Annotated in this window: 18 protein-coding genes; 14 read left to right on the top strand and 4 right to left on the bottom strand. The window is 53.7% G+C overall.

Annotated features, from left to right (window positions below; all coding sequences use genetic code 11):
• The first annotated feature begins 2 nt into the window (after positions 1-2).
• The 14 genes from gp17 to BCM02_RS34680 all read left to right on the top strand — a co-directional run bounded on the left by gp17 (position 3) and on the right by BCM02_RS34680 (position 11,480).
• Entirely contained in the window at positions 3-383 is a 381-nt protein-coding gene (gene gp17 / locus BCM02_RS34615) for a tail completion protein gp17 (protein ID WP_148933679.1), read from the top strand.
• A gap of 12 nt (positions 384-395) precedes the next feature.
• Positions 396-812, top strand: a complete 417-nt coding sequence (locus tag BCM02_RS34620) for a phage tail tube protein (RefSeq protein WP_148933680.1) — start codon at positions 396-398, stop codon at positions 810-812.
• 63 nt (positions 813-875) lie between these two features.
• Positions 876-1,250, top strand: coding sequence for a hypothetical protein (locus BCM02_RS34625; RefSeq protein WP_187434567.1), 375 nt, complete (start codon positions 876-878; stop codon positions 1,248-1,250).
• A 47-nt stretch (positions 1,251-1,297) separates the two neighbouring features.
• A complete protein-coding gene (locus BCM02_RS34630) occupies positions 1,298-1,570 on the top strand; it encodes a hypothetical protein (protein ID WP_148933681.1) in 273 nt (90 codons plus the stop codon).
• Positions 1,571-2,080 (top strand): hypothetical protein, encoded by a 510-nt coding sequence (locus tag BCM02_RS34635; RefSeq protein WP_148933682.1) that lies wholly within the window; start codon positions 1,571-1,573, stop codon positions 2,078-2,080.
• 312 nt (positions 2,081-2,392) lie between these two features.
• Positions 2,393-4,558 (top strand): hypothetical protein, encoded by a 2,166-nt coding sequence (locus BCM02_RS34640; RefSeq protein ID WP_148933683.1) that lies wholly within the window; start codon positions 2,393-2,395, stop codon positions 4,556-4,558.
• Positions 4,559-4,571: 13 nt separating this feature from the next.
• Entirely contained in the window at positions 4,572-4,922 is a 351-nt protein-coding gene (locus BCM02_RS34645; protein WP_246183692.1) for a DUF6711 family protein, read from the top strand.
• Positions 4,923-4,930: 8 nt separating this feature from the next.
• Entirely contained in the window at positions 4,931-6,493 is a 1,563-nt protein-coding gene (locus tag BCM02_RS34650; RefSeq protein WP_148933684.1) for a hypothetical protein, read from the top strand.
• Complete coding sequence (locus tag BCM02_RS34655; RefSeq protein ID WP_148933685.1) at positions 6,494-6,901, top strand: hypothetical protein; 408 nt, start codon at positions 6,494-6,496, stop codon at positions 6,899-6,901.
• The gene (locus BCM02_RS34660) at positions 6,901-7,713 is read left to right on the top strand and encodes a hypothetical protein (RefSeq protein WP_148933686.1); all 813 of its coding nucleotides are present in this window, start codon (positions 6,901-6,903) and stop codon (positions 7,711-7,713) included. The genes BCM02_RS34655 and BCM02_RS34660 overlap by 1 nt, the downstream gene beginning before the upstream one ends.
• Before the next feature lie 1,049 nt (positions 7,714-8,762).
• Positions 8,763-9,179, top strand: coding sequence for a hypothetical protein (locus BCM02_RS34665; protein WP_148933687.1), 417 nt, complete (start codon positions 8,763-8,765; stop codon positions 9,177-9,179).
• 238 nt (positions 9,180-9,417) lie between these two features.
• Complete coding sequence (locus tag BCM02_RS34670) at positions 9,418-9,711, top strand: hemolysin XhlA family protein (RefSeq protein ID WP_148933688.1); 294 nt, start codon at positions 9,418-9,420, stop codon at positions 9,709-9,711.
• Between the two features lie 22 nt (positions 9,712-9,733).
• Positions 9,734-10,144: a phage holin, LLH family gene (locus tag BCM02_RS34675; RefSeq protein WP_148933689.1), complete on the top strand. Its 411-nt coding sequence runs from the start codon at positions 9,734-9,736 to the stop codon at positions 10,142-10,144.
• The gene (locus tag BCM02_RS34680) at positions 10,125-11,480 is read left to right on the top strand and encodes an N-acetylmuramoyl-L-alanine amidase (protein ID WP_187434568.1); all 1,356 of its coding nucleotides are present in this window, start codon (positions 10,125-10,127) and stop codon (positions 11,478-11,480) included. The genes BCM02_RS34675 and BCM02_RS34680 overlap by 20 nt, the downstream gene beginning before the upstream one ends.
• A 40-nt stretch (positions 11,481-11,520) precedes the next feature.
• On the opposite strand, the gene BCM02_RS34685 is transcribed toward BCM02_RS34680, so the two are convergent.
• From BCM02_RS34685 to BCM02_RS34700, 4 genes are all read right to left on the bottom strand, one after another.
• Positions 11,521-12,204: a stalk domain-containing protein gene (locus BCM02_RS34685; protein ID WP_148933691.1), complete on the bottom strand. Its 684-nt coding sequence runs from the start codon at positions 12,202-12,204 to the stop codon at positions 11,521-11,523.
• A gap of 109 nt (positions 12,205-12,313) precedes the next feature.
• Positions 12,314-12,772, bottom strand: coding sequence for a YhjD family protein (locus BCM02_RS34690; protein WP_148933692.1), 459 nt, complete (start codon positions 12,770-12,772; stop codon positions 12,314-12,316).
• A 110-nt stretch (positions 12,773-12,882) separates the two neighbouring features.
• Positions 12,883-14,010: a stalk domain-containing protein gene (locus BCM02_RS34695; protein ID WP_148933693.1), complete on the bottom strand. Its 1,128-nt coding sequence runs from the start codon at positions 14,008-14,010 to the stop codon at positions 12,883-12,885.
• Positions 14,011-14,079: 69 nt separating this feature from the next.
• The coding region (locus tag BCM02_RS34700) for a hypothetical protein (protein ID WP_187434569.1) at positions 14,080-14,637 on the bottom strand (558 nt) is incomplete at its 5' end.

Genomic DNA, 14,637 nt, shown 5'->3' on the forward strand with positions numbered 1-14,637 from the left:
GGTTGAGCTTTGAGACAGCTATGGTGGAGGAATTCGCCTCTCTCCCGGATGTGGGCGATAAGTTGTTTCCGCTTGCCGCTCCCAAGGAGACGGTCGCGCCCTATGTCGTATATGGAGCGAGCCCGGGGCTGCCGGTGAGCACGCTTACGGGATACGGCAGCAGTAAGTCACTGACGGTCGATATGAATGTTGTAGCCTCGAACTATGGGGAAATGAAGCAACACTCCGATGCCGCCCTCGCCTTGCTCATCAGCTTCCAGGGGCGTGAAATCGGCGAAGAGGGGCTATTCATCCAGCAATTGATTTTGGAGGAACCTGACGAGATTTATGAAGACGAAACTCGGCTGCATAAATGCGTCATCTCCTTCACAGTTCACATTTAAGGGGGAAAAAGGATGGCAGAGGCAACACGCGCACTAGGCACAAAATTGATGATCGGGACGAATGCCGTAGGCAACCTGTCCAGCATCGGAGGAATCGAGGCGTCTGCTGAATCGATCGACGTAACTGCTCTTGATAGCTCCGGCGGCTACCGCCGTAAGATCGCGGGCTTTAAGGACGGCGGCGAGGTATCCATTTCCGGATTCTTTGCGCCGGACGATGTCGGCCAAGCAGCAATTTACGCAGCGTTCGAAAGCGGGGCTACGTCCGCATACAAGATTGTGTTCCCGCCGTCGCTGAATGCTCAATGGGAATTCAGCGGAGTCGTAACGGGATTCTCGACGAGCGCGGAGCTCGAGGACGCGCTAACGTTCGAGGCGACGATCACAGTATCGGGCGAGCCGATCCTCAACCTAGAGGTAACGCCGTAACAAACTGGCGGCTAGAACGGAGTCTTCGTTCTGGCCTTATTCTTTATTCCGGGAGGGAATGTAATGGCTGCAGCAAATAACAACGACGTTGTAATCGTGGAATTGGATAGGCCGCGGGAACTGCGGTTCGGGCATAAGGCCTTGAAACGGATGATGGCATTCACGGGGAAAAGCGTGGAGGAAATCGAGGGCGACAACGACTTCGATATGGAGGAACTGGAGACGATCTTCTTCCACGGTCTGTCTCGGGACGCGCAGGAACACGGCGAGAACTTGACCCTCGACATGATGGAGGACATTCTCGACTATGCACCGAGCATGGGGTACCTGATGCAGAAAATGCAGGAGGCGTTCCAGATCGCGATGCGCGGTGTCGAGGGAAACACCCCGGCAGCTCCGAAGACAGTGGCCCCGACGGCGAAGCCGCGCAGGAGGTAGAGCCAGCACCTTTCTGCTGGGAAACGTCTTTGCGGGCTGCCTTTGCTATGGGCATTCCTTTACGCGATTATGACGAAATGACCCCGCACGAGCTTGCGATATTCATCGAGGAGAACCAGAAGCGTGAAAAGTTCATGCACGATGAGCGCGTGACGCAAGCGTATCTGAACGCGGTATTGCAGCGTGCCAAGCGCATGCCGAAACTCGAAAAGTTGATCGGCAAGGCACCGGTCAAGAAGAAACCGATGACCGACAAGCAAATGCTCAACGTCATCCGCGCGCTGAACAAACAGATGGGCGGGAAGGAGGTGGGCGGATAGATGGCATTGGTACGGCAGTTGATGATCAGGGCAGGCGCCGACTTCTCTGCGATGCGCAAGGAGATGCAGAAAGCGCGGGCAGACCTAGAGCGCTTTAAAAGTGGCGTTGGCAAGGCCGTTGCCGGGATCGCCGCGACCCTGGCTACTCTCGGCGTTGGCATGGGCTTAGGGGCTGCCATGGGCGATGCGATAAAATTCGAAGCATTGATGGGTACCCTTAGCGTCACGTTGGGCCGCAGCATCGACGATTTTAAAAAGTGGCAAAAGACCGTGGGCGATACGATGGGCTTCTCAAAGCTGGAAGTCACTGAGATGGCTAATAACTACTCGCTACGGCTAAAGTCGATCGCAAAAGACGAGAAGGATCTCTTCAACAAGACGACGGCGCTGATCAAGGCGGCGGCCATTATTCGAAGCAAAACCGGCATGGCCTCGGCTGAGATTTCCGATCGCATGCGTTCCGCCATGAACCAAGAAGCCGACGGGGCAAACATTTGCCGCCTAAAGTAGAAATACTCTAGGTAAAACACTGGGTAAAATCGGTGGAGACTAAACCGACAATGAGTGAATAATGTTGGCATGTTAATACCGAGGTAAAGCACGTTCTAAAAGGCGTGGCTCACCGTAACGCATAGGTACTGAACCTGTGCTTTTTATAGCACAGAATATAACGTGCCCACGAGTGCCCGGCACCTGACCGTGTAATGACGAAGGTGAAAATGTATGCTGAGCCGAGGATGAAATAACATCCTATAATGCGGCGAAAGCCCCGGAAGTAGAGGATAAAAAGCCTTTACGATAACAAAATGAGATGAATTAGGCGTGAACGTGCGTGTCTCCGCGATCCAGCAGTCGCAGGCGTACAAGATGCTGGCGAACAACGCTCCATGGGAAGAGCTCAGTGAAGGAATGAAGAAGACCATCCTGTATCAGCACATCTTGGACTCGACGACAAGTAACTTCGGGACTGAGATCGCTCAGAATACGGCGCTGTTGAAGGGTGGTTTTATTGCCGCGTTGAGCGACGCCCGGCTCGCTTTGGGACAGGCGTTCCTTCCCATCCTGAATATCGCGTTGCCATTGCTCACGAGCTTGGCGCGCGCTGCCGAAACCGCCTTTGTGAAATTCGCTGCCCTCATGCGGGCACTCTTCCCGAAGGCGAACATTAAAGCCGGTAACGCACAAACCGCTACGATCGAATCCCAAACGGCGGCCGTCGGTAGCCTGGGCGATGCTCATGAAGCAGCCGGAGATGCAGCGACGAAGGCCAGCAAGGACGCCAAGAAGGCGGCCGGGTCGCTCCTTGGGTTTGATGAAGTAAACCTGTTGAAAGAGCCTGAGAGTGCTGGTGGTGGGGCTGACGATGCGGGCGCTGGTATGGATGCCGCGGGTATCGACATGACCCCGTACGAGGATCAGACACTCGGAATTTCCGAAAAGGTCCAGGAGATGGCCGATAAGATCCGAAGTACCCTGTCCGGTATCAACTTCCAGCCGCTGATTGACAGCTTCAACCGATTGAAAGCCGCTATCGAACCTTTTACAATGGTTCTCTTTGAAGGGCTGAAGTGGTTTTGGGACAATATCCTCGTTCCGTTCGGTACCTGGGCGATCCAGAGCCTGATCCCTGCATTTCTCAATGCGTTGGCCGGGGCCTTCACCGTACTGACCCCTTTGCTCAAGGCGTTCCAGTCGATCGGCATCTGGTTGTGGGAGAACTTCCTTCAGCCAATCGCGCTGTGGACCGGCGGGATAATCGTGTCCGTATTAAATCAACTCGGCACCGCATTAACCAGCATCGGTACATGGATGTCGAATAACCAATCAACCGTCACGACAATCACAGCAGCCCTAGTGGGCTTTTTTGCTGCCTGGAAGACGATAGAGCTAATGGCGTTTATACAGACGTCCGGCGGTGTGGCAGCGGCCTTCACGCGGATGACGGCAACGATCTGGGCCGCGACGGGCGCGAAAGTGGCTAACATGGCCAAAACGGCAGCGCTGACCGTCATGTACGCCAAAGACTTGGTTGTCTCGCTCGCGTCATCGGCCGCGGCACTTGCCAAGAAGACGGCGGCCTGGGTGGCCAGCACAGCTGCCATTGCTGCTAACAGAACCGCGCTGCTCGCGAGCAAAGCATTGCTGATTGGAGATTTCATCAAAGCAATGGCGACGGCCGCGGCGTCGTTGGTAACGAATGCGGCGAGGTGGGCAGCCTCAACGACCGCGATGGTCGCGAACAAGGTCGCGATGGTCGCATCGACGGTAGCACAGGCGGCAATGACGACAGCTATGATCGCCTGGAATGCAGCAGCGGCTATCGGGACAGCGGCGACGAAAGCATTCAATGTTGCGATGGCGGTGCTTACCTCTCCGATCACCCTAGTAATCGCGGCTGTAGCAGCTTTGGCAGCTGGCATTTACTTGCTGGTGAAGAACTGGGATACGGTCAAAGAAACAGCTGCGACAGTATGGGAAGGTATCAAGTCGGTTTGGTCGGTGGCCGCTGATTGGCTGAAGTCGAACGTCGTGAACCCGATCGCTAATCTATTCGTCGGGTTGTTTAATGGCATCATTGACGGTATGAACTGGGTAGTTCGCGGGCTGAACAAAATCAAATTCGAATTCCCAGACTGGATTCCGGGAGTCGGCGGGAATAGCTTCGGTATCAACATCCCGGAAATGCCACGGCTCCAGAAGCTGGCTCGCGGCGGTATCGTCGACGGTGAGACCAACATGGGTAACTACATCGCGGGCGAAGCCGGCGCGGAAATGATCGTGCCGTTGGAGAATACTTCGTTCGTCGACAAGCTAGCCGGCGCGCTCGGCACGGCCGTCATGCATGCGATGCAGTTCCAGCAGACAGGTGGTCAGCGTAACGGCGACGTAGTTCTGAACATCGACGGCGTAGCCATAGCACGAGCTATGGCGCCCTATTTGGCGCGAGAACAGCGCCGGATCGGCGGCAACATGATCCGAACAACGTAGGAGGTGAGGGCGCGTGGCGCTTATTTCTATAGCGGGGGTGGCCCTTCCTACCCCTACTGATTACTCTTTGGGCATTCAAGACGTGAACAACACGGAGCGTAATGCTAAAGGCGACATGATCGGGGAGCGGATCGCGACCAAGCGCAAGATTGAGCTAGGTTGGAAGTTCTTAACGGCAGCTCAGACGCAGCAGGTACTTAACGCTGTCAGTCAGTTGTTTTTCGATGTCACATATGTTGATCCACAAACAGGCGGCAACCGGACGGGCACGTTCTACGCAGGGGACCGGACTTGTAACGTCATGGATTTTATAGACGGCGTGCCGCGATACAAGGACGTCAAATTCAATCTGATCGAAAGGTAGGGGCGTGCATGTACGAAACGAGTCAGAAATTCAAAGCCGGTATCTACGCCCCTTACCGGGCTACGACCGGGCGGGTGACGTTTGACATATCCGACGTCACAGCGGCGAGCGACGTAACCAGCATCACAACGTCCAGCGAGGCCGCGATCAGCAACAAGCAGCAGCTGATCAACAAGAAGCGCACGGCCAGCTCGCGCCTAGCGACGCTAGAGACGGACCTGTTCAAGCTGGACGGCACATTCACATTCCCCGATGACACGATCGCGAACAACGGCGAGATGGGTTTCTGCAGCAGTGTGCTCAGCGGCGCCGACGGCACGTTCGCGAGTTTCCCGACGCTGACGTTCGTCTTCGGCACGACGCATTCCAGTCTCGGACTGACAATCACCTTCGACGCGGAGGAATACGCGACCGACTTCACCGTGGCCGCCTACGCCGCCGATAATTCGGTCATCGCGACGGTCAACGTGACGGGCAACACGGACACGCTATGCACGCCGATCGGCCAGCTGTACAACTATAAGAAGATCATCATCACGATTAAGAAGTGGTGCCGAAGCGACCGCCGCGCGCGGGTGCTGGAGGTAGATTTCGGTGTGGTTCGCGTCTACACGGACGACAACCTGGTCAGCATGGGGCTCGTCGAGCAGATCGACCTGACTTCTGGTGAGCTACCGTCTCCGGAATTCACGTTCACGGTAGATAACAGCAGCCGCGAGTTCAACATATTGAATCCAACCGGTTTCTACAGGTATTTGCAGGAACGTCAGCAAGTGATTGCAGAAATCGGGCTGGATATCGGCAACGGCGTCTATGAGTACGTCCCGATCGGGAACTACCTGCTGGCGGAATGGCGGAGCGACGAAGGCAGCATGACGGCGACGTTCACGGCCCGGACGATCCTAGACGCCATGGCCGAGATCGAGTATGAGAACCTCGTTCCGAAGACCGGATACACGCTCTACCAGATGGCCGTCGAGCTGTTCGCGCTGTGCGGCGTAACGGACTACAGCATCGATACCGCGCTTCAAGGTGTCAGCACGCTCGGGCTAGTCGAACGCACCAATTGCAAGGACATTCTGCAGATGATCGCTCTCGCCGGTCGAGCCGTCGTCTGGGTGACGCGGGAGAACGTGCTTACGGTCCGGCGACTCGGCGCCATGGGGGCGGCCGAGGACGCCGTCACGCTAGATAACCAGTACAACGAGGCGCAGATCAATCTGGAGAAGGCGACGGGGCAAGTGGTCGTTTCCTACTGGACTGACCTGGAGACGGCGGCGGAAGTCACAGTCGCGGCCCCGGTGAAAGGCGATACGTTGAAGCTGGACGGAAACACGCTGATTAATTCAGCGGCGAACGCGGAGGCCGTTGCGAACTGGATACTCGCACAGCGCGGCTACCGGGCGGCTTATCGATCCAACTGGCGCGGTAATCCGGCGCATGAACTGGGCGATGTCATTACGATCGAGAACACGTATGGCGCGGACATGAAGGTGTTCGTTACGAAGAACGAGATCAACTATGCCGGTTACTTGTCGGCCAAGTCGGAAGCGCGTGGGGCGGTGAACTAGATGGCTTGGATCGTTCCGAAACTCGATTGGGGCGAGGATGACTCGATCAACGCGGCGGACTTCAATCGGATCGAGAGCAATCTTGCGACCGTGGCCGCATACCTGAACAGCATCCAGTACACTATGCCGGCCATGACGATGGTAACGAACCGATCGAAGACCAGCCTGCTCTTCCTGTCGGATATCAACCGCATCGAGAGCAATTTAGAGACGATCCGTTCGTACTTTATCACACCCGCAGGCTTCGATCCGGGCAAGACATGGTCGCGCGGGTTCGGATTTGACTATAAGGACGCTATCCGGCTGGAGAGCAACCTGAAGCTGCTGTATGAGCTCGGACTCCTGGCATACGACAATCTACGCTACTGCGGCACGCAGACATGCGGGGAATGGGGGCCGATTTACTGATGACCTACATTAGAACGATTTGGAATGACCGAATAGTGGAAAACCCGTTGACTTACTACATGAGGGACAATGGCGGCAGTAATATAAACCTGTTGCCGCCATTCACGGAGTGGGAATTTAATCATCCAAGTTTTAACCCAGTGATCGATCCGCAGGACGATTATAAGCTAACGGCGAGCCCCAACGAGAGTTTTCGTTGGGTGCAAGTTAGAGTCCCTGTTCTACCCAACACGGTCTACACACTATCGACCCAAGCACGCTATGGGTATATTGCTGTTTTCAACGAGAGCATCACGGAGTCCCTACCGGGAGCTGCCTATAATGCATCGGGGAATATCACATTTAACAGCGGTGAGCATGAAGCTGTTTTCGTGTTATTCGGGAATTCTGGGGATGGACCAGGTGCCTATCACATCACTCATCCGCAACTTGAACTGGGCAGCGCGGCAACAACGTTCGGGCCGAGGAAACATTACCAGTTGAGCCCTGCACCCGGAGCGACGACCCAAGTCGGTACGCCGCTCAATGCGGCCAACCTGAACAAATTGGAAATAGGCGTCCAACAAGCGCACCATATGATCCTTGGGTTGGATACGGATGCATCAACGCCTAGTTACCATGCGAACGGCCAGCTGTATCAAATCGTTGAGACTAAGGATGGCGGAGTAATTCGAACAACGACATACACGTACAACCCAGCGGACGGCAGCCTCTCCACGGAAACGGTCAGCGGGAACGGCGTCACGGTGACGACCACCTATTCCTATAATCCCGACGGCACGCTCGGCGGAGAAACGAAAGCATTTACGTAAGGGAGTGTAAGCGATGGGCGATATGGCGATGCTTAATCAAATTTTCCTAGGACAGGGCAGAAAAGTAGGACCTCTATATGATCTTTATCGCGAGATGGTCCGATGCGGCAAGGCGGCAGCAAACCTTTCGTACACTGCCTCGCAGACCTATACGTTGCCGGATAACGTCGTGCTTGCCAACACGCTCACCATCGGGGCCGGCGCTGTAGTTAAGCTTCCGAACACGCTTGAACCCGCCATAATTGCATGCGACTCACTCGTGATTAACGGTACACTGCTAGCAGGGTCACCGGCAGCTGGTGGCTCGGGTACCGGTGCTTCTGGAGGTGCTGGGGCAGGAGCTATTTTCATTTTCGCTAGATCCATCAGTGGCGGCGGTTGGATAAAAGCAAATGGTGCCTATGGAGGCAATGGCGTGGTAACTAGCGTGGGCTCCGGTGCCAGTGGCGGATCTAGTTATTTCCTTTCCACAACGAAAGCTGGCGGTGGAGGCGGCGCTACGGGCACCAATACACCGGGAGTTGGCGGGAACAAATGCCTACCCCTTTACAGTACGTTGGGGTTCCGGTTCCCCCATTGGCTTGGAAAGATGGATATGGATCTTCTTATCAGCGGCGGCGGCGGGGGTGGCGGTGCAGGGACGGGCACAAACAACGGAAACATTTACGCCCCAGGTGGTGGCGGCGGCGGTTCTGTGGTAGCCGATGGAGGTCGAGGTGGCGAAGGTAATAGTTCTCAATTTAGTGCAGCCGGCGCGGGAGGTGGAGGCGCGGGACTTATTATGGTGCTCAGCGAGAATGCGGTGCCGGCTCTCACGTTAGAGGCGCGAGGCGGGAATGGGGGGAACGCGTACGATAGTTATGCTGGGGGCGGCGGCGGCGGCGGCGGCGGAGTTATTAGTGTAATAGCGCCGACCAGCTACGCATCTGCGCATGTAACCGGTGGGAATGCCGGTTCAGGGTATAACTCCAATTTTGTATCACCAGTGGCAGGAGGACCGGGCACAGTGTTGTTAACCAGGCTGACGCTGTCATAGGGAGGGCTCTTATATGATTATCGATGGGTACAACGTTTATAGCGACGACGGGGCGGTCCTGATCGAGACGCTGCCGGCCATCCTTCACGGAGGCGGTAGTTATCGAGCGGACCGCTTCCCTTTTAAAGTCAGCATATCCGCCCAGACGGAGTTGAGCAGTCTTACTTTCGAGAATCCCTTGACTGGAGAGATCGTCGCCAAGGTCTCGCCGTCGGACGGCATTGCGTCTCTGCAGCTGATATTCGATGCGGCTGGATCTCAGACAGTACGCGTCGGCGAGGCCACGGCAAGCCGGCTTAATGAAGTGACGATTACGGTGGTGGCTGATACGGTCGCCGTCGAGCAGGACCGATTCCAGCAGCTGAATGCCAGACTGGCCGACGTTGAGCTCGCGCTCGCGGAGCTATTCGGCGTGGGAGGAGGTGAGTAACCATGTCCATGTCGATGCCGATTATACGTATTATCTCGAACGCATGCATCACCCGGTACAACCGGGGGGAGCGCGATATTGGAGATATCGTGGCTAGTTATACAGCGCTAGGAGCGGAGGATCGCGAACTGGTTTGCGCAGAAATATTCACGAAAAGACCGGACTTGATGCCGGTTGTCGAGGGCTCCGCTTAGTAGGCGGGGCCTTTTCATTTTCGGGGAAGGAGGGGAGATCGCCGATGATGGAGCTGGAAAAGTTTTATCAATCCATATCAGAAATCAAGATAGAGCTCACCAAGCTCTCAACCCGGCTCGAAAAGCTGGACGATTTTACACGGAGGCAAGACGAAATTTCACGCCGTGTTGATGATGTGGAGAAAGGGGTTAGTAAGGCACTGGAAAGCACCAAAAGCGCACATCACCGGCTGAACCAGATTCACAAAATATGCTACTGGCTGCTGACAGCGGTCGGTGGCGCAGTGATCGTCTTTATCGTGGGATACGCGATGAAAGGTGGATTTTACAAACCATAACCTTGGGGAGGATTGATTGATAATGATGCAAGTACTTGATCCATACGTATCAACGATTGTAGAGGCGCTGATTGGTGCGCTGGTCACCGTAATTATGGGGGCGATCGCCCTGCTCGGACGCAAGATCAACAAGTGGATTGACACACGGGATTCCGCCGATCAACGCGCGTTCCTGCATCGCCTGGCGGCTGAAGGGATGGCGCTGGCCGAAGCAGCCTACAAGGATCATGGCGGGCAAGCGAAACTGAATGCCGCTGTTAACTATGTGCTCGACCGCGCTAGAGAGTATGGTCTCAAATCCTTGACGATGGATTCGGTCGAAGCTGCCATTGAGAAAGCGGTGCTCGATTACAATGCCAAGAAAAAGGTGCTGACACAGGTCACCAATGAACCGACGGCGCCGGTGCTATCCGATGCAGATCAACGGATTTAACGTCCGGGTCGCTACAGTTGATCCGAGACAGGACGAAGTCTATGCCGCTTATCAACCGGGCGCGCGCGTGCGGGACATAGCAAAAGCGACGGGGGCCGACTTGGCCCTCAATTTTAATTTCGCCGACATTAAGACTGGTGCGCCGATCGGTCGGCTGGTCGTTGACGGAAAGACGGTCGTCAGCGATATTCCCAAGACGCTGCCCCGCGAGGAGCTGTACATGCGGACCGATGGCTCGTTGCAGATCGGGAAGGCTCCCCGGACGGCACGCTGGGCGGTTCAAGGATCGCCGGTACTGCGTCGGGCGGGAAAGAACGTCATCAGGGATACGATCGAGCGTGATCAGCTCGGCGAAGACATCTGGCAGCGCAAGGCGATCCGGACTGCCGTCGGCATCACTGAGGCCGGTCATCTCGTCATGGTCACCACCGTTGACGCCGTTTCGCTGGATGACCTCGGCAAGATTATGGACGAGCTCGGCTGCCCGGATGCGCTGAACGGCGACGGCGGCGGAAGCACGTACCTGTGGCCGGAAGATCAGGGCGCGGGTCGGCTGTTGGGCTCAGCAATCTGCGTCAAGAAGAAAGGGGATATCGGCATGGGGAAGCTGGTCGCAATATGCGACGGCCACGGGATGGAGACGCCGGGTAAGCGGACACCGGCATTCGCTGACGGGGCAGTGATGAAGGAGAACGAATTCAACCGAGCCGTTGCCGCCAAGTTGGACGCGCATCTGAAGCGTTGCGGTTTTCGCACCTTGCTGGTCGCCCCGGCGGACGCGGATACGCCGCTGCAGGCGCGCACAGACGCGGCAAATAAGGCGAAGGCTGATTTGTACATCAGCATCCATGCAAACGCGGCAGGCGAAGCGTGGGGAAGCGCGAGAGGCATCGAGACGTTCCATTATCCGACGAGCGCGGCGAGTAAACGTGTGGCCGAGGTACTGCATCGCCATTTGATCGCTGGCACGCAGCTGCCGAACCGCGGAGTGAAGACAGCCGACTATCATGTTCTGCGTGAAACGAACATGCCGGCCGTGCTCGTCGAGGCGGGCTTCATGACGAACCAAGATGATGCACGGTTGCTGTTGTCTGAATCCTACCGAAACGAATGCGCGGAAGAGCTGGCGCGGGGGATCTGCGAATATTTCGGCGTTGCATTCAAACGCGAGGAGACGAAGCCCTCGCTGCCGTCCGGCTCCGTTATCGCTCGCGGGAAGATCGTGGAATCGAAGCAGATCGACGGCGTCACCTACGTCGCTGCGCGCGCGATCAGCGAGGCGTTCGGGGCTACGCTGTCATGGGATGCGAAAACAAATATCGTGAATATTGACTAAGACGAATCCCCCGCTGGCGTGAGCTGGCGGGGGATTTTTTTTATTGCAAAGTTATAGTTGTTTCTTGATCCTCGGCGAGTGTTTCGTACTCCCCATTCAATACATATTTTAAGAGAAGTCGAATATCTGTAATGTCCGTCAATTCACTCTTAACAGGGAATACAATTTGTCCTTTCTTCACAACTTTCCCATTGAATTCTGAACTGATGCGGTTCTCAGAGGGCAAAGTAATTTCAACTTGTTCTTTAGTATTTAGAACGATCTCTGACTGGTCGACATGCCATGTGACTTTATCGTTAGAAGTATTTTCGACTGATACATCCAGAATCACGGCTCGTTCTTCTGTCGAAAAAGAGTACCCTTTATATGTTGGATCTAGCGTTACTTTCGTAATTTTCAATACCATTGGACCACCATTAACTGTAACATCGACGGAGTAAGACTTTGCGGTTTGTTTAGTCGTTGATCCTGTTGTCGTATACTCCCCGCTGGCGGAGTTTATCTCCACTCGACCTGTTGAAGCGTCATACTTCACTTCTGCTCCGAGAAGTTCAGCTGCAGCCCGAAGTGGAACGTAGGTGGTGCCGCTAATGACTTTCGTTTCAGCAGAAGATACTTTCCCGTTTACAACCAGGGTGAGTTTGTTTGCTGCAAAGGCCCCGAATGCCACTGATGCGGCGACAACAGAGGTAAGCCCCAAACTGATAAGAATCTTTTTCTTCATTTCCCCGTTCTCCCTTATATAAGAATAAATCACTAGATTCCCCAACTATGTTACTATAGAACTTTGCTACAGAAAAGAAAAAGCCGCCTACAATGTAGGCGGTAATTAGTTACAACGATTCTTCACGTTCCTCCATCCGTTCGATTTCCTCTTTTAGCCGGCGATCGTCATTTAAATCGATCCGCAGCATGGTGGACAGATACACCTCGCACTCCGCGCGCAGGTAATCTCCCAGCATCCGAAACTCGTATTCGTAGCCCCGTTTTAAATAGCATGTCTTCAGTCCGCCTCCGCCACTTTTTACGCGCTCAATGTCAAGCACCTTTATGCCAGCCTCTTTGATTGTTCGCCGGTTGATGTATTGTGCCTTGATAATTCGATCCATAAAGGTATCCAACTGACGTACGTACAAATTAGTCATCCTAATCTTAGGCGCCGCCTGGAGATGTTTAATTTCATGGTTGAGCAGATCCTGCATAGCACGGAGTACGAGTTGCTCTTTTACGAGCTCGACCTCGTGTTCCGCAGGGAGAAATGGGCTTTTTGGATCAGGCAATTTGCGTTCCATGACGAGCATCCTTTACACGAATGTTTGTTCGTATATTATATGCCCGAAAAATGACTATGTCATTCGTTTTTCGAAAAACCCCCAAATGATGGTGTCATTTGGGGGGAGATTTATTTGACTATTTTGGTTAACTCATCTTGTACATATTTCATTGGGATTGCAAACTCCAAGTTAGAGCCTTCAATTCCAGAGGAAGTGACTCCAATGGCTTGACCATATTCATTGAGAAGTACACCGCCGCTTGAACCATGGTCTATATCAGCAGTATGTTGAATCAATGTAATGTCATTTTTGTCCTTTCTAATTCCAGAAACGATGCCCTCAGATATTGTGTTTTCTAAACCTTGTGGACTCCCGATGGCAAAAACCTTGTCGCCAATCTCAGGTAATTCGGTGTTATAGTCAATGTATTGTTCAGGAATTTTACCTATAGCTCTTCCATCAGAGCTATATTGGGAAGATAAGACTAAACCGAATAAGTCGGTTACAGTATTGTCAAAAAGAAACCATCCTTCGGAATCATATACATCATTTCCTAGCTTAACTAATATGCCATTTGCATCATGCGCCACGTGACTGTTCGTGATAAACAATCCATTGCCTAACAAGAAGCCTGACCCACTAGCATACGATCCATTTTGATCATACGCCTCTACATAACCAACACGATCCATCAATTTTGCTATCTCTTTAGCGGACATTTTTTTCGGTGATTCAACTGTTGTTGTTTCTTCACCTGTAGATACCCCAATACGAGGATAGATACTCTTTTTGATATCCGAATCGCTTACATTAAACAGCACTGTACTGGTGAATTTGTCGTATCTGACGTTGGCACCTAATAAATCAGCAAAGGCTCTTATAGGAACATAAACAGCATTATTATAGCTAATTGCAGAATTCGATATTTTAGCGGTAGTCGAATTGCCTTTAATTAAGGTGGAGTCGATTTCTACTGTTTTAGAATTTAGGGCGAATGCGAGTCGAAATTCACCTTTTGTATACCAAGCTACAGCTGATTTAAATTGCGGATAGTATTCGACCGTGAACCCAATGTTCTCAAAAAGGTTTCTTAAAGGCAAATAAGTGGAATTATTAATAATAGCAGGGCCTGCACCAGTAGTGATGTATTCACCGTTAATCATAAGAGCGATTCTTTCGCTTTTAGCCAGTGCAATGTTTGTTCCAAACAAGGAAATGCAAACTACCAAAAAAGATATAAACCATTTCACTTTCACTTCCAAACTCCCCCTATACTGGATATAAAGAACTGCACCCTATTAACTATACTAGGTTTGAAACAATAGTCATCTGTTTTTTCTTCGTTTCTTCTGCGAGTCATCCTCCTCCACTAAACGGGAATGCCACTCCATATCCAGCTGTGCATATTGCGCGCGCTTAGCCTGGATCTTATCACGCACCTCTTTCCAAGGGCGGCCGTACCGCTCGGCGCATGCTTGCCATACATGGCTGCGATCTTTCACCTTCGCCGGTGGCGGCACCATGTCTGCAATAAATGCGGGCGCGTCTTTGCCGCTCGGCAGCCGCACTTTATTTATCGCGACATGCTTATCAGGTAGGGAGGCATACAGCGCCTTAGCGTCGGTATAGGGCGCGAACGCATGTGAGAACCGCTTGAGCTCGGTTTCGCGCTCGGTCTTGTAGCTGGTAATGCATGCGCCGCCGTCCAGCAGGGCGTTGGCCGCCTTGCCCATCTGGTCGATGGAGTGGCCGGTGAATAAGCTCTTGACGCGGTATTTCCGAAACTCAACGGCGGTACCGGACGCGCGGTCCTCGATAGCACCGACGATCTTATGCGGCTCGTCGATCCACTTGAGCACTGGCCGGCGAGCGGACTGCTCCGT

Origin of the sequence: Paenibacillus methanolicus, assembly GCF_008124765.1 — a bacterium.
GTDB lineage: Bacteria > Bacillota > Bacilli > Paenibacillales > Paenibacillaceae > Paenibacillus_Z > Paenibacillus_Z methanolicus.